Annotated in this window: 19 protein-coding genes; 9 read left to right on the forward strand and 10 right to left on the reverse strand. The window is 66.1% G+C overall.

Annotation, left to right across the window (positions count from 1 at the left end):
* The first annotated feature begins 31 nt into the window (after positions 1 to 31).
* Entirely contained in the window at positions 32 to 1,507 is a 1,476-nt protein-coding gene (locus WHZ77_RS27855) for an amidase (protein ID WP_375310885.1), read from the forward strand.
* A gap of 31 nt (positions 1,508 to 1,538) precedes the next feature.
* Here the strand turns inward: WHZ77_RS27855 and WHZ77_RS27860 are convergent, their stop codons facing one another.
* Both WHZ77_RS27860 and WHZ77_RS27865 read right to left on the reverse strand, forming a co-directional pair.
* Entirely contained in the window at positions 1,539 to 2,753 is a 1,215-nt protein-coding gene (locus WHZ77_RS27860) for an LON peptidase substrate-binding domain-containing protein (protein ID WP_375310886.1), read from the reverse strand.
* A gap of 182 nt (positions 2,754 to 2,935) precedes the next feature.
* Positions 2,936 to 3,256, reverse strand: a complete 321-nt coding sequence (locus tag WHZ77_RS27865) for a hypothetical protein (protein WP_375310887.1) — start codon at positions 3,254 to 3,256, stop codon at positions 2,936 to 2,938.
* Between the two features lie 116 nt (positions 3,257 to 3,372).
* On the opposite strand from WHZ77_RS27865, the gene WHZ77_RS27870 reads away from it, so the two are divergent.
* Together WHZ77_RS27870 and WHZ77_RS27875 are read left to right on the forward strand one after the other, a co-directional pair.
* Positions 3,373 to 4,296 carry a PaaI family thioesterase gene (locus tag WHZ77_RS27870; RefSeq protein ID WP_375310888.1) on the forward strand — a complete coding sequence of 308 codons (924 nt, stop codon included), beginning with the start codon at positions 3,373 to 3,375 and terminating at the stop codon, positions 4,294 to 4,296.
* 67 nt (positions 4,297 to 4,363) lie between these two features.
* Entirely contained in the window at positions 4,364 to 4,729 is a 366-nt protein-coding gene (locus WHZ77_RS27875) for a hypothetical protein (RefSeq protein WP_375310889.1), read from the forward strand.
* On the opposite strand, the gene poxB is transcribed toward WHZ77_RS27875, so the two are convergent.
* The 3 genes from poxB to WHZ77_RS27890 form a co-directional block, all read right to left on the reverse strand.
* Positions 4,726 to 6,462: a ubiquinone-dependent pyruvate dehydrogenase gene (gene poxB / locus WHZ77_RS27880; RefSeq protein WP_375310890.1), complete on the reverse strand. Its 1,737-nt coding sequence runs from the start codon at positions 6,460 to 6,462 to the stop codon at positions 4,726 to 4,728. The genes WHZ77_RS27875 and poxB overlap by 4 nt on opposite strands.
* Before the next feature lie 75 nt (positions 6,463 to 6,537).
* Positions 6,538 to 7,170 (reverse strand): 2-dehydro-3-deoxy-6-phosphogalactonate aldolase, encoded by a 633-nt coding sequence (locus WHZ77_RS27885; protein WP_375310891.1) that lies wholly within the window; start codon positions 7,168 to 7,170, stop codon positions 6,538 to 6,540.
* Between the two features lie 13 nt (positions 7,171 to 7,183).
* Positions 7,184 to 8,098 carry a 2-dehydro-3-deoxygalactonokinase gene (locus WHZ77_RS27890; RefSeq protein WP_375310892.1) on the reverse strand — a complete coding sequence of 305 codons (915 nt, stop codon included), beginning with the start codon at positions 8,096 to 8,098 and terminating at the stop codon, positions 7,184 to 7,186.
* A gap of 218 nt (positions 8,099 to 8,316) precedes the next feature.
* Here WHZ77_RS27890 and WHZ77_RS27895 point away from each other — a divergent pair, with 218 nt between their 5' ends.
* The gene (locus WHZ77_RS27895) at positions 8,317 to 9,414 is read left to right on the forward strand and encodes an LLM class flavin-dependent oxidoreductase (protein ID WP_375314826.1); all 1,098 of its coding nucleotides are present in this window, start codon (positions 8,317 to 8,319) and stop codon (positions 9,412 to 9,414) included.
* Positions 9,415 to 9,472: 58 nt separating this feature from the next.
* Positions 9,473 to 10,027: a flavin reductase family protein gene (locus WHZ77_RS27900; RefSeq protein WP_375310893.1), complete on the forward strand. Its 555-nt coding sequence runs from the start codon at positions 9,473 to 9,475 to the stop codon at positions 10,025 to 10,027.
* A 59-nt stretch (positions 10,028 to 10,086) separates the two neighbouring features.
* On the opposite strand, the gene WHZ77_RS27905 is transcribed toward WHZ77_RS27900, so the two are convergent.
* Entirely contained in the window at positions 10,087 to 11,955 is a 1,869-nt protein-coding gene (locus WHZ77_RS27905) for a sigma-54-dependent Fis family transcriptional regulator (protein WP_375310894.1), read from the reverse strand.
* Between the two features lie 277 nt (positions 11,956 to 12,232).
* On the opposite strand from WHZ77_RS27905, the gene WHZ77_RS27910 reads away from it, so the two are divergent.
* The gene (locus WHZ77_RS27910; protein WP_375310895.1) at positions 12,233 to 12,820 is read left to right on the forward strand and encodes a hypothetical protein; all 588 of its coding nucleotides are present in this window, start codon (positions 12,233 to 12,235) and stop codon (positions 12,818 to 12,820) included.
* A gap of 6 nt (positions 12,821 to 12,826) precedes the next feature.
* On the opposite strand, the gene WHZ77_RS27915 is transcribed toward WHZ77_RS27910, so the two are convergent.
* Both WHZ77_RS27915 and WHZ77_RS27920 read right to left on the reverse strand, forming a co-directional pair.
* Positions 12,827 to 16,132: a carboxyl transferase domain-containing protein gene (locus tag WHZ77_RS27915; RefSeq protein ID WP_375310896.1), complete on the reverse strand. Its 3,306-nt coding sequence runs from the start codon at positions 16,130 to 16,132 to the stop codon at positions 12,827 to 12,829.
* A gap of 125 nt (positions 16,133 to 16,257) precedes the next feature.
* Positions 16,258 to 16,869, reverse strand: coding sequence for an aspartate/glutamate racemase family protein (locus WHZ77_RS27920; protein WP_375314827.1), 612 nt, complete (start codon positions 16,867 to 16,869; stop codon positions 16,258 to 16,260).
* Positions 16,870 to 17,307: 438 nt separating this feature from the next.
* On the opposite strand from WHZ77_RS27920, the gene WHZ77_RS27925 reads away from it, so the two are divergent.
* Entirely contained in the window at positions 17,308 to 17,808 is a 501-nt protein-coding gene (locus WHZ77_RS27925) for a hypothetical protein (RefSeq protein ID WP_375310897.1), read from the forward strand.
* Positions 17,809 to 17,819: 11 nt separating this feature from the next.
* Positions 17,820 to 18,293, forward strand: coding sequence for a hypothetical protein (locus WHZ77_RS27930; RefSeq protein ID WP_375310898.1), 474 nt, complete (start codon positions 17,820 to 17,822; stop codon positions 18,291 to 18,293).
* Here WHZ77_RS27930 and WHZ77_RS27935 read toward each other — a convergent pair.
* Positions 18,290 to 18,889: a TetR/AcrR family transcriptional regulator gene (locus WHZ77_RS27935; protein WP_375310899.1), complete on the reverse strand. Its 600-nt coding sequence runs from the start codon at positions 18,887 to 18,889 to the stop codon at positions 18,290 to 18,292. The genes WHZ77_RS27930 and WHZ77_RS27935 overlap by 4 nt on opposite strands.
* Positions 18,890 to 19,067: 178 nt before the next feature.
* Between WHZ77_RS27935 and WHZ77_RS27940 the strand changes: the two genes are divergently transcribed.
* The gene (locus WHZ77_RS27940) at positions 19,068 to 19,445 is read left to right on the forward strand and encodes a tautomerase family protein (protein WP_375310900.1); all 378 of its coding nucleotides are present in this window, start codon (positions 19,068 to 19,070) and stop codon (positions 19,443 to 19,445) included.
* A gap of 19 nt (positions 19,446 to 19,464) precedes the next feature.
* Here WHZ77_RS27940 and WHZ77_RS27945 read toward each other — a convergent pair whose 3' ends face one another.
* Entirely contained in the window at positions 19,465 to 20,391 is a 927-nt protein-coding gene (locus tag WHZ77_RS27945; RefSeq protein WP_375310901.1) for a CobW family GTP-binding protein, read from the reverse strand.
* Position 20,392 lies beyond the last annotated feature (1 nt).

A 20,392-nucleotide genomic window follows, 5' to 3' on the forward strand; every position in this document is an offset into this window, starting at 1 on the left:
GTGATGCCGCACCTCAAGGGATTATAACTTCATGACTTTGCCGATGAGCTGGAACGAATGGGCGCAGCACGATGGCGTTGGGCTGGCGGCGCGCGTCCGCAAGGGTGAGCTGACGGCGAAGGAATTGGCGCGCCAGGCCGCCGCAGGCGTGGCCAAGGTCAATCCGGCGCTGTCGGGCGTGGTCGAGCTGTTCGAGGACGTGATCGCCGATCCGGCCAAGGACGGCGCCAATCTCGGCGGCCCGTTCGCCGGCCTGCCCTTCCTGATGAAGGACCTCGGGCCGACCATGAAGGGCCGCCTCCAGGAGATGGGCTCGCTGCTGATGCGCGGCAATCGCGCCGCCGCCGACACGTTCCTGACCGGTAAATTCCGCCAGGCCGGCCTCAATTTGATCGGCCGCACCACGACGCCGGAATTCGGTGTGTGCTCTTCGGCCGACAATCCCGCCGTGTACGTCACGCGCAATCCCTGGAACACCGACTACACCACCTGTGGCTCGTCAGCGGGGAGCGCCGCGATGGTCGCGGCCGGCGTGGTGCCGATCGCGCATGCGACCGACGGCGGCGGCTCGATCCGCATTCCCGCGGGCGTCAACGGCAATATCGGCCTGAAAGTGTCGCGCGGCGTGTTCTCGCTCGCCCCGCACATGTCCGATCTCACCGGCCTCGTCTCGATCCAGGGCTGCCAGTCGCGCTCGGTGCGCGACACCGCCGCCTTCGTCGATCACGCCCGCGGACCCGCGCCCGGCGAGTTCATGCCGTTCTGGACCACGGCGCAGCCCTATTCGGAGATGATCAAGCGCGATCCGTCGAAGCTGCGCATCGCGCTGTCGCATACCTGGGGCGACTACACCGCGACACCTGAGATCGCCGCCGAGCTGGAGAAGACCGGCCGTTTCCTCGAAGGTCTCGGCCATCATGTCGACGACGCGCTGCCCGAGCTCGACTTCCGCGCTGCGTTCGAAGCGCAGACGATGTGCTACATTTCGAACTTCGCCGTGGTGATCTCCAACATGCTCGCCGCGCGCGGACTGGACAAGCCGCCGGAAGATCTGATCGAGCCCATGAACATCCGGATCTGGGAAGCCGGCCGCCACACCACCTTCGCGGAGCGGGCGAGGATGCAGGGTGTGTTCAACACGACCTCGCGCGGCTTCGGCGCGTTCTTCGAACAATGGGACGTGATCCTGACCCCGATCACGGCGCTGCCGACGCCGAAGGTCGGCACCAGGGAATATCTCACCATCTCCGACAATCCCGACGTGCTCGACTGGTTCGGCAACCTCTGGCGCTTCTTCGCCTTCACCCCGCTCGCCAACCTCTGCGGCATGCCCGCGATCTCGATGCCGATGGCGACGCAGGATCACGGCCTGCCGCTCGGTATCCAGGCGATCGCCAAGCAGGCCAATGACGGCCTCCTGCTGCAACTCGCCGCCCAGATCGAGCGCGCGTTCGACGGCAAGTGGAACGATGGCAGGACGCCGAAGGTGCATGTGACGAAGGCGTAAACAGTCGCCACGGACTGCTTAGCCCTTCTCCCTAGCCAACGCCCCGCCCGATCGTCTTGTCGGCGCGCCCGCGCGAGACGCCATGATCCGCGAGCAGCCGCGCCGCGGGGCTTCGCGTTTCGGCAAACAAGGCAACAAGCGCATTGGCGCCGGTCACCGCGGCGTAACCCACCTCTTGGGCGTGGAGCGCGGCGCGCTGATCGACGCGCCTGAACGCCGCCGTGGGCTCGGCACTCCCGACCTCGGTCACGGTATGCTTGAGCTCGTTGTCGAGATATTGCGCGAGACCCTGCCTCAGGCTGGCGAGATCGGCATCGCACGCTCGCATCACCGCCGAGGCTTCCGCATCTTCAATCAGGGCGAGCAGAAAATGCTCGAGCGTCGCGTATTGATGGCGCCGTCGCCCGGCGTGATCGAGCGCCTGCCGTTTCGTGGCCGCGTAATTTGCCGACACCGGACGCTGTGGCACGTCAAGTAGCGCGTCGATCCGCTCAAGCCGCTTCATGGGATCGAGCGTCGCCAGCAGTTCGTATTTGTCGCTGATGGACAGCTTCATCCGCGTGGCGACGGTATCAGCGATCTGTCCGGGATCACGGGTTTGATCGAAGAACAGCCAGATGTCCGGCACCAGAATCCCCAGCGTCGCGGTGTAATCCTGGAAGCGCTGATAGATCCGTCGGATCAGATCCCGCGCATCGCGGGTCGCCCCTTCGCTGACGTCAGCCACCTCGGCCTGATACGCGGCTGATTCAGCGGCAAAGCTGCGTAGCGCGACACGCCGAAGCCCGCGCGTCAACACCCTGAGCGTGCCATCGCCGAGCGTTTCGAGCTCAAGCAGTTGGGCCAGGAGGCCGATCTCGTAGACATCGGAAAATTGGGGATCATCGACGGCTGCCTCTCGCTGAATCGCCACGACGATCTCCCGCCCTCCTTCAAACGCCTGGTTCAAGGCCTGGACGGTCCTCTCGCGGCCCACGAACAACGGGTAGGTCGCGTTCGGAAATGGAACGAGATCGCGCAACGGAATGGCCGGATAGAACGCCGTTGTCGTCTTGAGGTTCGTAATCGGCGCAATCGTGTCACGGCGCTCGGCGTGAAGCAGCGCCGACAGCGTGTTCCAGTCGGCAACACCGAGCATCCTCGACACCAGTTCGAGGCTCTCGCTGTGACTGATGGTGACGGCCTTGTTGGTCAGGGATTCGCGCAGGGTCTGCGCCATAGCCTTGGCATCGCGAAAATCGCGCATCGGTTCGTCCTCTGCATGAGCGATCCAGATGTGTCAGGTGGTTGCGTTGCTGACCCGGTCGCTCGGGCAAAGGGAGCCGATCAAGGGCTCGATACGTTCACCATTCCACGGAGGGGGCAACCGGCAGGTCGTATCAACCTGTGCGAAAATTGGCGCAAACAGCGCGTCGAGTCAATTGCCGTTCAGTTCTTCACCATCGGAATTTCCTCCGCCGTCGGCTGCTGCTGCCCCTGCCTATACATCGCCAGCGCCTTGTCCAGCGCTTCGCGCAGGGCAAGCGCGGCCGCCACGCTGCAACGTAAGTGCGCGGTCTGGACCACATCGACCCTGACGGCGGCGCCGACCGGCATCAGCAAGTTCGCGGCGAGCTCGATCTGGATCGCGCCGTTGTGATGGCCGAAGCAGGAGGCGCCGTCGAAATAGATGATCGGCGCCCGCTCGGCGCTGGAGCTCGAAATGGTGACAGGCCCCTGGCTGGTGGCGGGCGTTTCGGGATCGGCCATGGGCACTCCTTGGGGCTGGTCGACGGACGAAACGCCCACCATCGTTGCTTCGGCCCGCCCTGTCGAGGCCTGTTCGGGGTTTTGCGCGACGCCCGACACTGGTCTAGAACGTTGGCATGTCCAGCTCATCGACGTCCAAGGCTCCGGCCACACTCCCGTTCGAGGAACTTGCCGAAGCCATCAAGGGCCGCCGCTCCGATTACGGCCATATCAGCGGGCTCCAGCTCGACCGCTTCGCGCCGGCCGAGGCCTGGTCCAGCCTCCCCTACCGTCCGGTGTTCGTCGGCGACACCGAGACCGGCGTGCTGCATGGCGGCGTCGTCACCGCGATGCTGGACGAGAGCTGCGGCATGGCGGTGCAACTCGCGCTCGACGGCACGAGCGCGATCGCAACCCTCGATCTGCGCATCGATTACCAGAAGCCGGCCACGCCCGGTCTCGACATCAAGGCGCATTCGGTCTGCTACCGCACCACCCGCTCGATCGCCTTCGTGCGATCCACCGCCTATCAGGAGTCCGAGGACGATCCGGTCGCCACCGCGACCGCCTGCTTCATGATCGGCGCCAACCGCACCAACATGCTGGCCGACCGCAGGATGGATGCACGCAGCATCCCGACGCTGGAGGCGCCGGACGATCCGGACGGCCCGTTCGCGAGCAGCCCGTTCGCGCGCGCCCTCGGCATTCGCGTCAACGACGACGGCACGCTGACGATGCCGTTCTCGCCCCAGATCATCGGCAATCCGATCCTGCCCGCGATCCATGGCGGCATGACCGGCGCCTTCCTCGAAACCACCGCGATTTTCGGCGTGAGGCGCGAGCTCGGCATCGCCGCGCTGCCCAAGCCGATCGGGCTGACCGTCAACTATCTCCGCTCCGGCCGGGCACTCGACACCTTCGCGAACGTCTCGATCGTGAAGCAGGGCCGGCGCATCGTCGCCTTCGAGGCGCGGGCCTGGCAAGACAATGCGAACAAGCCGATCGCCTCCGCCTTCGGTCATTTCATGCTGCGGCCGACGCCCGGAAACGACGAGGAATAGGCTATTTTCCCTTGACGGCCGGGGACCGGGCCACAACGATAGCGCGCTTTCTGCGAGAGGTATTGGGTTGCGGCATCCGCTCGACATCATCGCCATGTTCGCCGCGCTCTGGCTGCTGGCATCGATGGTGCTCGATGCGCTGACGCCGAAGGAACTGACGGCGGTAATGATCGGCATCGCGATCGGGCCCGCCATCGTCATCACCGCCGTGTTCTATTACCTGCGCTGCCCGCGCACGGATTTCGCAGTGATGTTCGCAGCGCTCTGGCTGATCTCCGACATCGCCATCGCCTTCATCTCGCCGACGCAGTTGCCGCATTTCCTGATCGCGCTCGGCTTCGTGCCGGCTCTGCTGATCGGCCTCGTGCTGCACTGGCAACGTTTCCAGCGCCGCCACGAGCGACTGACGGTACCGTCGGTGAAGCGCGGCTAGCGCGATAGCAGATTGGTCTTGGCGAGATCAATGACCTCGTCGCCGCGGCCGCTCATCACGGCGCGCAGCACCCACAGGCTGAAACCCTTGACCTGCTCGGCCGTGATGGTCGGCGGCATCGACAGCTCCTGCTTGGCGGTGACGACGTCGAGCAGCGCCGGTCCGTCGTGGGCCAGCACCTCCTTCACCGCGCCCGGGAGTTCGCCGGGGTCCTCGACGCGCCTGGCGAAGATGCCCATCGCGCGCGCCATCGCCGCGAAATCGGGATTCTCCAGGTCGACATTGGTATCGACGAAGCCCGCCGCCTTCATCTCCAGCGCGACGAAGCCGAGCACGCCGTTGTTGAAGATCACCACCTTCACGGGCAGCTTCATCTGCGTCAGCGTGATCAGATCGCCCATCAGCATGGTGAAGCCGCCGTCGCCCGACAGCGAGATCACCTGACGGCCAGGCTGCGAGGCCTGCGCACCGATCGCCTGCGGCATGGCATTGGCCATCGAGCCGTGCACGAAGGAGCCGATCAGCCGGCGCCGGCCGTTCATGTCGAGATAGCGTGCGGCCCACACCGTCGGCGTGCCGACATCGGCGGTGAACACGGCATCATCGGAGGCGTGGTCGCTGATGACTTTTGCCAGATATTGCGGATGGATCGGCTTTGATCCCGGCGTACCCTTGGCGAGCGAATCGAGGCCTTCGCGCGCCTTCTTGTAGTGCGCGATCGCATCGTCGAGATGCTTGCGCTGCGTCTTGGCCTTGAGCAGCGGCAGCAGCGCCTCGATGGTGGGCTTGACGTCGCCGACGAGATCGAGATCGATCTTGCAGCGCCGTCCCAGATTTTCAGGGCGAATGTCGATCTGCGCGACCTGGCAGTCGGTCGGGAAGAACTGTTTGTAGGGGAAATCAGTGCCGAGCATCACCAGCGCGTCGCAGGCGTGCATGGCAGCATAGCCCGAGGAGAAGCCGATGAAGCCGGTCATGCCGACGTCATAGGGATTGTCGTACTCGACATGCTCCTTGCCGCCAAGCGCATGCACGATCGGGCTCTTCAAGGCCTCCGCCAGCTGCATCAGCGGCGCATGCGCACCGGCACAGCCACGGCCGCAGAATAGCGTGATCCGCTCGGCGCCGTTGAGGAGATCCGCCAGCGCCGTCAGCTCATCGGCCTGCGGCACGACCTTCGGCGGCGTCAGCGCAAGCCCGCGCGTCGTGGACAGCGCACGCTTCGGCGGGTCGCGGAAGGCGACATCGCCGGGCATGGCAATGACCGCGACGCCGCGCAGACCCACGGCCGCGCGGATCGCATTCTCAATAACGTACGGCAGCTGGCTCGGGTCCGAGACCAACTCGCAATAATGGCTGCATTCGCGGAACAGGTTTTGCGGATGGGTTTCCTGAAAGTAGCCGCCACCGATCTCGGCCGACGGGATCTGCGCCGCAATCGCCAGCACGGGAACGCGGCTGCGATGCGCGTCGAACAGGCCGTTGATCAGATGCAGATTGCCGGGCCCGCAGGAACCCGCGCAGACCGCGAGGCTTCCGGTCATCTCGGCTTCGCCGGCGGCCGCGAACGCCGCGACCTCCTCGTGCCGGACATGGATCCATTCGATGGTGCCGCGGCGGCGCAGCGCCTCGGTGAACGCGTTCAGACTGTCACCGACGATGCCGTAGATGCGCTTGACGCCGGCCTGTTCGAGCGTTGCCACGAACAGTTCGGCCACGTTGTTGATCGCCATGTCGGTCTCCTGATTCCACGAGTCACCCAAGATAGGATAACGCGCGACCGTGACTGCATCTTGTTTATTGCCGGCTCAGTCTTTCGCAATCGCCCGATCGTAGGCCGCGATCGTCACCCTGGCGCGCGCCGCGACATCGGCGGCCGACATGCCGGGCTTGTAGAGACTGGAGCCCAGCCCGAACGCAGTCACGCCGCCCTTGATGTACTCCGCAAAATTCTGGTCGGAGACGCCGCCGACGGCGGCGATCAGCACGCCTGGTGGCAGCACGGCGCGGATCGCGGCGATGCCCGAGGCGCCGAGCACGCTGGCCGGGAAGAACTTCAGGCCAGAGGCGCCGGAGCGCGCCGCGAGCAGCGCTTCGGTCGGCGAGAACACGCCCGGCAACGTCACCATGGCGTATTGATGTGCCCGCGTCAGCACCTGCGTATCCACATTCGGCGAGACCATCAGCTTGCCGCCGACGTCATTGAGGCGATCGACATCCGAGGTGGTCAGCACGGTGCCTGCGCCGATCAGCACGCCTGATGGCGCCAGCCTCACGGCGGTCGCAATCGAGCGGAACGGATCGGGCGAGTTCAGGGGAATCTCGATCGCGGTCATGCCGGCCTCGATCAGCACGCCGACGATGGCCTCGGTCTCATCTGGCTTGACGCCGCGCAGGATCGCGACCAGCGGTCGCTTCATCGGCGGAAAGGGAACGCTCATCTTCGGTGTCCTTCTATGTCGTCCAGATCGCGGCCGCCGCCATCGACAGGCCGCGGCGGACGGCTTCATCAGCATCGATCGGATTCACGGCCACCGACACCGCGTCGAAGGCGAGCCGGTACAACGCCGCAAGCCGCCCCGATGCAATCAGGGTGATGCCGGCTTTCGGCACCGTGCCCGAAAGCCCCGCCGCCAGCTCGACACCGATCAACGTGCCTGACAGCGTTTCGCGCGCGGCGGCCGGGGTGCCGCCGAACAGGAGCTGCCGCGATCGCGCGCCGAACAACAGGTTGGCCGCGAAGGCCGGCGCATCATACGCGGCTCTCACCGCCGCCTTGAAGCTCGAGACATCCTCGGCGTCATCGGCGCCGGCGACCGCGAGCGACAGGATCGTCTCGCGCGAGACCACGCTGAAGAGCTCGCCGGTCATGAAGGTGGAGAAATGCTCGACGGTGCCGTCCTTCACCCGCACCCATTTCGAATGCGTGCCGGGCATGCAGACCAGCGCTTCGCCGGCGGCATCGAGACCGAGCGCACCGAGCAGTTGCGTCTCCTCGCCGCGCATCACGTCAGGTGCGTTGGCGTCGCGCTGCGCGATGCCAGGCAGGATGCGGATTTCGCGCGCCTCGCCGGGCACGCGCGCGGCCTGCTTCAGGACCGCAGCGAGCGGCGCCGGCGTGTCGACATAGCCGGCCTCGACCCAGCCGGTCTTGGCGCCGGCCATGCCGCAGATGAGAACCGGCAGCCCGACGGGAGCCTCGACGGCCGCCAGATGCGACTGCAGCACGCCGGCAAAACCCACCTTGGCCGCGGCCAGCATGCCTTCGTCGCTGCGTCGCGCCGCCAGCACCTGGCCGGCGCGATCGACCAGCCACAGCCGAAAGCTGCTGGTGCCCCAGTCCACCGCGACATAGGCGGGTTCGGTCATCTCGACGTGTGTCCTCGTCTCACCGGCAAGACGCCGTCTCGCGACAATGAGACGGCGTCTTGCAAATCCGCCCCGGAATATCGGCAATTGCCGCCGCAAACCAGCGCTTTCTCGCAGGTCTGAGCCGCCCGCCGCGCTGGCACAGCGCTTGCTGAATTGCCTCCGCTCACGTCCGTGAACCGCGCAGCAAGACGCGTCAACATCAGATGAGGAAACCCATGGAGATCGGCTATTTCACGATGCCTTCGCATCCGCCGGAGTGCGGCCTGAAGGAAGGACACGACTGGGACCTGCAGGTCCTGCGCTGGCTCGACGAGCTCGGCTATCAGGAAGCCTGGATCGGCGAGCACCACACCGCGCCCTGGGAACCCAATCCCACCCCCGACCTGCTGATCGCGCAGGCGCTGATGCAGACCAAGAATATCCGCATCGGGCCGGGCGGGTTCCTGCTGCCCTACCATCACCCGGCCGAGCTCGCCAACCGCGTCGCCATGCTCGACCACCTCTCCGAAGGCCGGCTCAATTTCGGCGTCGCCGCATCCGGCCTGCCGAGCGACTGGGCGATGTTCAACGTCGACGGCATGAGCGGGCAGAACCGCGACATGACCCGCGAGGCACTGGAGATCATCCTGAAGATGTGGAGCGATCCCGCGCCCTGGACCTACAAGGGCAAGTTCTGGACGGTCTCCAAGCCGGACACGATGTTCGACTTCCTCAAGCCGCACATCAAGCCATTGCAGACACCACATCCGCCGATCGGCGTCGCCGGCCTGTCGAAGAACTCGGACACGCTGAAGCTTGCCGGCGAGCGCGGCTTCATCCCGATGAGCCTCAACCTCAACCCGGCCTATGTCGGCAGCCATTGGGACTCGGTCGAGATCGGCGCCGCCAAGACCGGGCGCAAGCCGAACCGCGCGGATTGGCGCCTGGTGCGCGAGGTGTTCGTGGCCGACACCGACGAGGAGGCCTGGAAGCTCTCGACCGGGGACATGATGGGCCGGATGATGGGCGAGTATTTCCTGCCGCTGCTGGGCCATTTCGGCTTCAAGGACTATCTGAAGCACGCGCCCGACGTGCCCGATAGCGACGTCACCGTCGAATATTGCGCCAAACGGAACTGGATCGTCGGCTCGCCGGCAACCGTCGCCGAGAAGATCGAGAAGATCTACGACGAGGTCGGCGGCTTCGGCGTGCTCTGCGTGTTCGGCTTCGACTACAAGCACAAGCCGGAAGCCTGGCACCACTCGCTCTCGCTGCTCAAGAACGAAGTGATGCCGCGCCTGAAGCATCTCGGCTCCGCGAAGAAGGCAGCTTGACCGACAGCGGGTGCGGCGCGATCGTGCCGCACCCGCATTCATTTCGGAGATTTTTGGCGTGAGCGTGGACGCGAAGGAATTCAAGCAGGCGATGCGCCAATGCGCCGGCGCGGTCGCACTGGTCACGGTGGGCGCCGAACACGGCAAGCGCACGGGACTGACGGTCACGTCGGCCTGTTCGCTGTCGGACAATCCGCCGTCGCTGATCGTCTGCGTCAACCGCAACGCCAGCGCGCATGCGCGCATCCGCGAGGAAGGAGCGTTTGCGATCAACTTCCTGCACGAGGACCACGCGGCGCTGGCGCTGACCTTCAGCGGCCAGAAAGGCGTCAACGGCGATGACCGTTTTGCTTTCGGCCAATGGACGCGCGGCGCGACCGGCGCGCCGGTGTTGACGGATGCGGTGGCGGCATTCGACTGCGCGCTGGCGCAGGAGTTTGAGACCAGGACACATTCGATCTTCGTCGGCGAGGTTCGCGGCGTGTCGCATTTCGACGGGGCTTCGCCGCTCGTGTATCTGCGCAGCAGCTTCCACGTCCCCCACGAAATCCGCGGCACCGTGACGGTCGGCGACCGCGATTCGCGGCATCTGAGCTGGAGCGATTTTTCGTAAGGAGCGGCGGCGGTACGTTCCCTCTCCCCGCACGCGGGGAGAGGCGAAAGAAAGAGCGCCTACTGCGTCGTCTCGATCTTCAGTTGCTTGATCTTCCGATACAGCGTCGCGCGGCTGAGCTTCAACGCACGCGCCGCTTCCGTCACCCGGCCGCCATGCTTGCGCAGCGCCTCGACGATCGTCGCGCGCTCGGCTGCAGCGAGATCCGGCTCCGGCGTTCGGCCGCCGAATGGTGGTAGATCAAGATCTGCATCCACGATGACGCCGCCCTCCGCCGTGCAGCCGGCAAGCCGCAGCACATGGCGGAGCTGGCGCATATTGCCGGGATAGGGATAGGCCGAGAGCAACACCCACGCCTCGTTAGACAGGCGGCAGTCCGGCGCCTCCTCGCGCGCGATCTGGCGAATGATGTCGTCGCGATCGGCGCGCTCGCGCAAGCTCGGCAATCGTACCTCCATGCCGCGCAGACGAAAATAGAGGTCGGCGCGGAAAGCGCCCTCTTCGGCCATGCGACCGAGATCGCGGTGGGTGGCGCTGATCAGGCGGATGTCCACAGGCACCGGCTTGAGCGCACCGAGCGGCCAGACCTCGCGGTTCTCCAGTACGCGCAAGAGACGCGTCTGCAGCGCGATCGGCATGTCGCCGATCTCGTCAAGGAACAGCGTGCCGCCGTCGGCCTGCACGATCAGGCCCTTCGAACCGTCGCGCCGCGCGCCGGTGAAGGCGCCCGCCTCGTAGCCGAACAGCTCGGCGTCGATCAGGCTCTCCGGCATCGCTGCGCAGTTCAGCGCGACGTAGTTGTTGCGGGCGCGGCTGCTGGCGGCGTGAATGGCGCGTGCGAATACGTCCTTGCCGACGCCGGTCTCGCCGTGCAGCAGCACCGGCAGATTGTGATCGCCGATGCTTCGCAGCCGTTTGACGCTTTTGACCAGGCCGGGATCGCGGCCGGCAAGCCGGTGCATCGCGTCGTAGCGATCGACAGGCGCGTCACGACGCGGCGCAGGTGATCTTGCGCGCAGCGGCGGCGCGACATGTCCCCGCCCCAATGCGCGGCCATCGGCACGGCGCAGCTCGACAGTCTCGTCCGCGCCACGCGCGGCGTGATGGTCGAACTTGACGTAGCGCGACAGATCGATGCCGGATGCGATCAGGCCGTCAGTGAGGCCCAGGAGCGCCCGCGCCGAGCGGCAGGCGCCGACGATGCGGCGGTCGTCGTCATAGGCGAGCAGGCCACTGCCGCCATCCCCCGGTACGGTGGCGATCCAGGCGTTACGGAAATGACCGCGGAAGATCGCGCCCTCCATCCGCCGGGTCGCCTCCATGGTCACCGCGAGCGCGAGCTGGTGCGCGGTACGTTCGAGATCCTCGCGGCATGAAGTGATGTTGACGGCGCCGGCGAGCCGGCCCGCCTGGTCGAACAGCGGCGCCACGGCGCAGGAGAACATGTGCCACTGCGCGCGAAAATGCTCGTCGCGATGCACCAGGATCGGCTTCTGCTCGGCCAGCGCGGTGCCTAGCCCGTTGGTGCCTTCGAAAGCCTCGGCGAAGTTCGAGCCGGTGTAGATCTTCCAGTCCATGAACAGTCTCGCGTCGGCCTCGCCCGGCAGACGGCTGAACAGCATGGTCGCGTTCGCATCAGCCAGATTGACGCAATAGCCGGCGTCGCGCAGCACGCGGGCGAGATCATCGAGCTCGGGCGTGACGAACCTGATCGTCTCCTCCATGGGCTCGGCGACATGGCGGATTTCGGCCTCAGTCAACGTCTGTGGCGGGCCCTGGCGGGCGGGATCGAGCTTGTGGCTGATGACGCACCGCCGCCAGGAATTGGCGATGCGCGACGTGGCATCGACGTCGGCCAAGCGGTCTGTAACCCGATTGGCGACCGACAAGACACGGGCGACATGGTTCGAGGCCGAAAGGCTGGCCATCGCGGACGTCTCCACCCTGTATTATTGTGCAAAGTCTGGCACCACGGGCGGGGATGTCAATCGGGAAGCGGTCAGGGCCCCGCCTGCGGCCGACGCCCTCGGCAGGATCTGCCGGCCACCCCGGCAGAATCTCACCCTGGTGCGGTCCGGAGACGTCCCGAAACGCCCTGCAACTCTTTGAAATGACGATCATCATGGAAATGGCCTGGGGCTTGCTTCCATTGCGCCGCATCGCCCTTCAGGCGGTTCGGAATGCCTCCAGAGCAGGAGTTTCGTCATGAGTATCGGCATCGCCAGTCACACCCCCTCGCCCCTGAGTGTTGTCGGTCCATCGCCCCGGCCGATGGCTGGAGACATTGCCAGGACCTCGGATCAGCAGTCGAAGGACGGCGCCACCGCAACAAATGATCGAGGCGTAGCCTTCAACCAGCGCATCCGGGGGGCGGGACACGATCTGCTCGACGCTTCGACCCTGACTGCGCTCACCGATACGGCCTCGTCCGACTCGTCCTCATCAGCGCCAACCCCTCCGGCCGACAGCCACGCCAGCCCGGCCCCGACGACGGGAACCACGAGCGAATCCGGCAAGCGCGTGGCCATCGACTTCATTCACGTCGAATTGCCGAATGGCGCCAAGTTCGATCTCAGTCACACGCCGAGCGATGGCGAAAGCAGCGACGACGCGCTGAAGAGCCTGCTCAGCGCCGCAGAGGAACTCAGCAAGCTGCTAAGTGGCCTCGGCGCCGCCGCGACCCATCAGGACGGCAACGCCCCATCCGGCGACGCAGCAGCGTCGGCCTATGCCAAGCAACTGTCCGCCTATGCTGAGAGCCTCGCTCAGGCCGGCACGGTCGTCAGCGCCTGACCTGCCTCACCAAGTATCGATACAGGGCCGCTTCTTCTCCGTCCGCGCCGGTGGCTTCGGCACGGAGCGCAGCCCCGCCATGATCCAGCGCCGCGTCTCGGAGGGGTCGATGACATTGTCGATCTCGAACACCGAGGCGATCGAGACCGCCTTGCCGTTCGCGTAGAGCTCGGCGACCTTGTTGCGGTAGTAGGTCTCACGCTCCTCGGGGTCGGCGATCGCCTCCATCTCCTTGCGGAAGCCGAGCCGGACATAACCCTCCAGGCCCATGCCACCGAACTCGCCGGTCGGCCAGGCCGCGGTGAAGAACGAGGCGTGGAAGCCGCCGCCGATCATCGACTGCGCGCCGAGACCATAGCCCTTGCGCAGCACGATGCCGAACAGCGGCACGGTAAGGCTCGCACCGGTGACGAACATGCGCGAGACGTGGCGCACGATCGCGGTCTTCTCGGCTTCGGGACCGACCATGAAGCCGGGCGTGTCGCAGAGCGAGACGATGGGCAGGTCGAAGGCGTCGCAGAGCTGCAGGAAGCGCGCGGCCTTGTCGCCGGCATCGGCATCGATCGCGCCGCCGAGATGGCGCGGATTGTTGGCGATCAGGCCGAACGGCCTGCCCTCGATCCGGATCAGCGCAGTGACCATGCCGACGCCGAACTCCCGGCGCAGCTCCAGCACGCTGTCCTTGTCCGCGAGGAGGTCGATCACGCTGCGGATGTCGTAGACGCGCAGACGGTTCTCGGGGATCGCGCGGCGAAGCAGGCGCTGGTCGGCGGCCTGCCACTCCGTCACCGCGCCCTGGAAATAGGACAGATATTTTTGCGCGACGGACGTCGCCTCCGCCTCATCCTCGACGAGGATGTCGATGACGCCGTTGGGCGACTGGAAGGAGACCGGGCCGACCTCGGCTGGATGGTAGACGCCGAGCCCGCCGCCTTCGATCATCGCCGGGCCGCCCATGCCGATCGAGGCGTTCCTGGTGGCGATGATGACGTCGCAGCAGCCGAGCATCGCGGCGTTGCCGGCAAAGCAATAGCCGGAGACCACACCGATCACAGGCACCAGGCCGGAGAGCCGTGCGAACTGCACGAAGGACGGACCGTCGAGGCCGGTCATGCCGAGCCGGTCGGTGTCACCGGGCCGGCCGCCACCACCCTCAGCATAAAACACCAGCGGCACGCGCCAGTCTTCCGCCAGCGTCAGCATGCGGTCGATCTTCTTGTGGTTCATGTGGCCCTGCGTGCCCGCGAGCACGGTGTAGTCATAGGCCACGACGATGCAGCGGCCGCTTTCAGCGCCAAACTTATCGGCATTCACCGTGGCAACGCCCATGACGAGACCATCGGCCGGCGTGTTCTTGACGAGATCGTCGACCTTGCGCCGGCGGCGCTGCGCCGCGATGGCGAGGCTGCCATATTCCATGAACGAGCCATCGTCGACGAGCTGGGCGACATTTTCGCGCGCGGTGCGCTGGTTCGTGTTGCGGCGGCGCTCGACCGAGGCCGGCCGATTGGCATCGAGCGTATTGGCCTGGCGCGCGATCAGCTCAGCCAGATCAGGACGGATGTGGTCGAGATCGATCTCTGCCTCCGCCGCCGACGCGTCGGCCGCGACGTCGAGCGGCTCCAGATACAGGATCGGCTCGCCATGCATCAAGGTGACGCCGTCGCCGGCGACGAGCTTCATGACGCGGCCGCCCTGCTCGGCCGTGACGAGATGCTCCATCTTCATGGACTCGATCACGGCGAGCTGCTGGCCGGGGCGCACGATCTCGCCCTCCTTGACCTGGATGGTGACGATGGTCCCCTGCAAGGGCGCCGCGACCATCAGTGCGCCTTCCGGCACCACCTGCGCGACGTGTGCCTCAGTGACGTGAGCGCTGCTGCGCTCAGTTGCGGCAAAATACAGCGGCTTGGCCGCGCCATCGGCGGCCTCGACGAGCTTTGCGATGTTGCGATCGATGAAGTCGGTCGCGATGCGGTTGGTCCTGAAATCGGGATGCGCGAGCACCGCCTGGAGGAAAGCAATGTTGGTGACGACGCCGTCGATCCGGAACTCGCGAAGGGCGCGCGAGGCTTTCGCTACGACGTCATGCCAGGCCTCGCCCGGCGTATGAACGACGACCTTGGCCAGCAGCGAGTCGAACGCCGCGCTGGTCTTGTAGCCGGCATAGCCAAAACTATCGACGCGGACGCCGGGTCCCGATGGCGGCTCGAACAATGCGAGCACGCCACCGGTCGGATGCGTCGCGCCCGTAGCGTCCAGCGTCTCCATGTTGACGCGGAGCTGCATGGCATAGCCGCGCGGCTTCGGAATCGATCCCTGCGCGAGGCCGAGCGAGGCCAGCGTCGCGCCTGATGCGACCGCGAGCTGGGCACGGACGAGGTCGAGTCCAAGCACTTCTTCCGTCACGGTATGCTCGACCTGGAGCCGGGGATTGGCCTCGATGAACGCAAAGCTGTCCTCGGCCGTGCCGTCGACCAGGAACTCAAACGTGCCGAGATTGTCATACGACGCCGCAGCCGCGAGCTGCTTCGCCGCCTCGATGATGCGGCCGCGCAAGGACTCGCTCAGGGACGGGCTCGGCGCCACCTCGATCAGCTTCTGGTGCCGGCGCTGGATGGTGCATTCACGCTCCCAGAGATGGGAGATCGCGCCATGACGGTCGCCGATGATTTGCACCTCGATGTGGCGCGCCTGCCGGATCAGCCGCTCGGCATAGACGCCGTCGAAGCCGAATGCCGCCTTGGCTTCGGACTGGCAGCGCGCATAGGCTTCGGCGAGATTGGCCACGTTCTCCACGACACGCATGCCGCGGCCACCGCCGCCGGCGATCGCCTTGATCACGATCGCGGCGCCCTTGCCCAGGGATTCGAAGAATGCGGTGATCTCCTCGAGGCTCGACGGGCCGCTGGTGCCGGCGATGATCGGCACGCCGCAGCGCTTTGCCAATTGCCGCGCCGCGACCTTGTCGCCGAACAGCTCGAGCGCCGTCACCTTCGGCCCGACGAAGGCGATGCGCGCCTCCGCGCAGGCGTTGGCGAATGCCGCGTTCTCGCTGAGGAAGCCGTAGCCGGGATGCAGGGCATCGCAGCCGGCACTCCCGGCCGCCTTCACCACCGCCTCGATGTCGAGATAGGCCCGCGCACCGCGGCCGGGGATTTCGACCGCCTCGTCGGCAACACGAGCATGCAGCGACAGCGCGTCATCCGCGGGGTGGACCGCAACCGTCGCGATGCCTGCATCGGCCGCCGCGCGTGCGATGCGGATGGCGATCTCGCCACGGTTGGCGATCAGGAGTTTCTTGAACGACATGCAGCGATCTCCATGCCCGCAGCCGAACGGGGGTGGCAGGTTCGATGGTCCTGCATCTTCGCTTTGGCTGCAGCCGTCAAGAGAGGGAATACCGGACGCGATGACCGCTCCCGTCGGCCGGAATATCAGACGGCCTCGCGCGCCCTGATGAGGCGAATAATCCGCGCCACGGCAGACGTGATCGGCGCGATGACGGGGACTGTGAACATCGGCTGCAGCTCGCGCGCGGCCTCGCCGAGCGGCCCACCGCCGATGATGACGGCCTCGGCGCCATCTTGCGCGATGCAGGCCTCAACCGCACCGGCGAGGGCTCCGCACAGCCGCGCCGGATCGCGCATCAGCTCTTGCGCATCGCCCTCGGCAAAGCGCGTGCCGGTGTAACGCGATCGCAATCCCAGCGCTTCCGGCAGCGCATCGATCTTGGCTTCCAGCAGCGGCGTCGTGGTCGCGACGCCAAAGCGGCGGCCATCTTCCGCAGCCGCGAGCATTGCGGACTCTCCGATGCCGACCGCGGGCAAGCTCAATGCCGCCTTGATCCCGGCGAGACCGGGATCGCCGAACGCGGCAACGATGATGCCGTCGCACCCGGCACTGCGGGCCAGCGCAATCTCTTCGACCTCAGGTGCAGCCGCCTCCAGCGCCTCTGCCGACACGATCATCTTCGGCGCGCGCGTCGCCGTTGCGCCGACGACGTCGAAGCCGTCCGCAACGACGGACTTCGCGATGGCGACCATCATCGCGGTGGTCGCATCGAGACTGTTCGAATTGATCAGGAGGATGCGGCGCTGTTCGATGACATTCAAGACCCACCTTCGCGACGGCGCGCTCCCTTGGCCGGCGTGCCCCAGCTCTCATGCAGCGCTCCGGAGCGGAAGTCCAGCCTCGTCAGGCCGCGCGGACGTGGTCATGAACGCGCTCACCTTCTGCTTCAGGCTGACGCTGTCGGCCGCCAGCGATCGGGCCGCCGACAGAACCTGCGACGACCCGCGCCCGTCTCGGACGCTCCGCGCTGCACGTCGGGCTTTAGAATTCGTCGACATTCACGTGGCTGCCAAATCTAGAAGACCTCGATATCGGCCTTCCCAGCGTTGACTTGCATCAGCCTCTGGCGGAACGATCGGCGCAGAAATTTTGCGCCAGCAGGGTCGTGAGCGCAGCCAGCGAGCAGAGGCTCCATGCACCAATCGACATACGCCAAATCCCTCGACCTCCCCGCGCTGAGCGCCGCGGAGCGATTGTTCATCTGGGGATTTCGGGCGAAGGCCCGCAGCGGAGGCGCCGCTCCGACGGCGGCCGACATCCAGGAGGTGTATGATTATTTTCGCGTCGGCGATGCCGTGCCTTCACTGGATTCCATCATCGAGATCTTTGCCTGCACGGGGCATACGGCCATCGAGGTTCATTGCCCGACCTGTCCGAAGATGTCGGACAGCGAGCACGGAATCCTGCACGCCATCGCCGCGGCACAGCAGGACCGCATCGATGTTGCGCGCGCGCAATTCGAGAGCTGGCTACCGCCTGTCGGCGTCGACTGGGCGCTGGCGCCGGTCCGGGGTCTTGCAACGATCTTCCGCATGGCCGGTCTCATCCTGCCCGAGCGGCAGGTTCCGTCTTTCGACCATGGCCGGACGATGGCGATGAAGAGCTGGCTGGTCGGAAGCCCCACCCTGCACTGACGAGATCCTTCATGACGCAGGATGCGTGCGGCTTTGTGCCAGTCCCAGACGACGGCAAGTCGCGGCTCTGTCCGCTCCAGGCCGCGCTTGCGACGCGCCCCTGCGTCGAGAACTACGATGATTTTTGCCGCGTTGCGCTGTCGCTGTTCCGCTTCATCGGCGCCGCCTATGCGACCGGCGCCTCCGATTGCTGGGAAGCGGCCTATCGCTTTGCCGACGAGGCGCCCGGCATTGCCGACAGCCCGCTGCTGGTCGCGCGGGCGGCCGCGCTTGTCAGGATCCTGCGCAGCGGCCGGCCATGCGATCTCTGCTTCATGCCGCCGTCCTGCCGGCGCCTGTCGAAGGACGAGGCGGAATTGATGCGACTGCTCGCGGTCGCCCGCGGCAAGCAGCCGGGTGAACTCGAATCTGTCGTCTGCCAATTCGTCGGCAACGAGAACGAGATTGCGACGACGCGGGCGGTCAACGCGCTCGCGGTCTGCTAGCCACCCTTCTTGCCGAGCACGAGATCGATCGTGTGCGCGGCAATCTTGCGCAGCTGCGGCTCGTCGCCATAGGCACGTTCGAGCACCCCAAGGCCCCGCGTCACCGTGATGATGTGCAGTGCTGCGGCTGCGGCGTTGCCGCTGAATTCGCCGCGTTCGGCGCCTGCCGACAACGTGTCCTGAACCAGGGCGGTGATGCGCGAGATCAGGTTCGCGAAGGTCCGACGCGCCTCTTCGTCCAGCCCCTCGCCTTCGACCGCACCGAGCTCCATCAGGCCGCGCGTGGTCGGACATCCCCGGGGTGGCGTGCCGGAGCGAAAATTGGTGATGGTCAGGTCGAAGAACGCGGTGAGACGTTTTCGCAAGCTGCCGGCACCGAGCGCTTTTCGCAGGGCGAGGAGATAATCGTCCGCGTAGCGTTCATAGGCCTGGAGGAACAGCGCCTCCTTGCTGCCAAAGGCATTGTAGAGGCTGCCGCGTTGGACACCGGCGTCGCGCGCGATATCCGACAGCGAGCTGCCGCGCACGCCCTTGCGCCAGAACTGCTCGAACGCGATGCGCAGGACGTCGTCGTGGTCGAATTCGCGCGGTCTCAATGTCGTTTCCTGGCTTGAAGGGTTTTGGCTCGCAGTATTTGACACGACGTCAAGAACGTGGTTTCTAGACATCCTGTCAAAAACTAATTGGGCTTGATAGCCCGTTTCGTCAATGGGTTGAACCGCCGGCGCGGGCGATTTGCCTTGTCCGGCCGGACAGCATGCAAAGGGTCTCGCGATGCCTCTCCTTCACATCTCGATGCGCGCCGGGAGGCCGGAAGCCTACCGGCAGGCGATCCTCGACGGCCTCTATCGCGCCATGCGCGAGGCGCTGAACGTGCCTGAAGGCGACGAGTTCATGACCATCAGCGAGCTTTCGCCTGCAAACTTCCGTTGCGGCAATGCCTATGGCGTCAAGCGCAGCGAGGACGCCGTGCTGATCCAGATCACGGTGTTCGCGACGCGCACCGCGCAGCAGAAGAAGGCGCTATACCGCCGGATCGCGGACCTGCTCGGCGAAAACCCGGGCATCCGCCCCGAAGACGTGTTCGTGAACGTGCTCGACGCCCCCGCGGAGAACTGGTCCGTCGGCCACGGCATCGCGCAATTCGCATGAGGCGACGCGCGCTGTCGATTTAGCCTGCAACGCACGTCTCCATGACCCCGTCGAGCTCGGCCTTCGACAGCACGCCGAGCTCGGCGATAAAGACGATCCTCGCGCGCGGCACGCCAGGGGCGGGCGCATCGCCGGGCGCGAGCGTGGCGCGGCCGCCGGCGAATTGAAACACCATCAGGCGTCCCGGCTGCTCGACGGTCTCGAACAGGCCCTTCGCGCGCGCAAGCTTGGGCGCAAGCCGACCGATGGCCTGCTGCAGGCGCGGCAACGAGAGCGGCTGGTCCGAGGTCCAGCTCAGCGTCTCGAAGCGCTCCTCCGCCGGGCGTTTCGGCCCCGGCTCCCGCGGCGTCGGCGCGCGATCGACGGTCGCAGGGAACAGCAGCGCGGATGGGATCTCGCCGTGTTTCGCATCCACCACCACGGCGGGGACGCGCAGGGCGCGGATGGCTTCACGCAGCCGCCCACCCGCGCCCTCCTCCGCCAGATCCAGCTTGCTCAGCGCCACGATGTCGGCGACGCGCAATTGCGAGCGCATCAGCGCGTCGTCCAGGGCGGCCGGCGGCGTGCCCGCGTCCATCACGCAGAGCACGGTTTCCAGCGGCGCCTCGCGCAGGATCACCGGGTCCATCAGGTTGCGGACGATGTCGGCGGGATCGGCGACGCCGCTGGTCTCGATGACGATATATTCCGGCTTCGGATCGCGCCGCAGCAGCGTCGAGAGCGTGCGGAGCAGATCGCCTTCGAGAGAGCAGCAGATGCAGCCATTGGCAAGGCTCACCACGCCGTCGCTGGCGCCCGCGACCAGCTCCGCATCGATGTTGATCGCACCGAAGTCGTTGACGATTGCGGCGATGCGGCGGCCTTCCGCATGCGCCAGCAGATGGTTCACGACCGTGGTCTTGCCGGCCCCCAGAAAGCCCGTCACCAGGACAACGGGGACCGGCATG

The sequence above is a fragment of the Bradyrhizobium sp. A5 genome (assembly GCF_042076515.1).
Classification (GTDB): Bacteria; Pseudomonadota; Alphaproteobacteria; order Rhizobiales; family Xanthobacteraceae; genus Bradyrhizobium; species Bradyrhizobium cosmicum.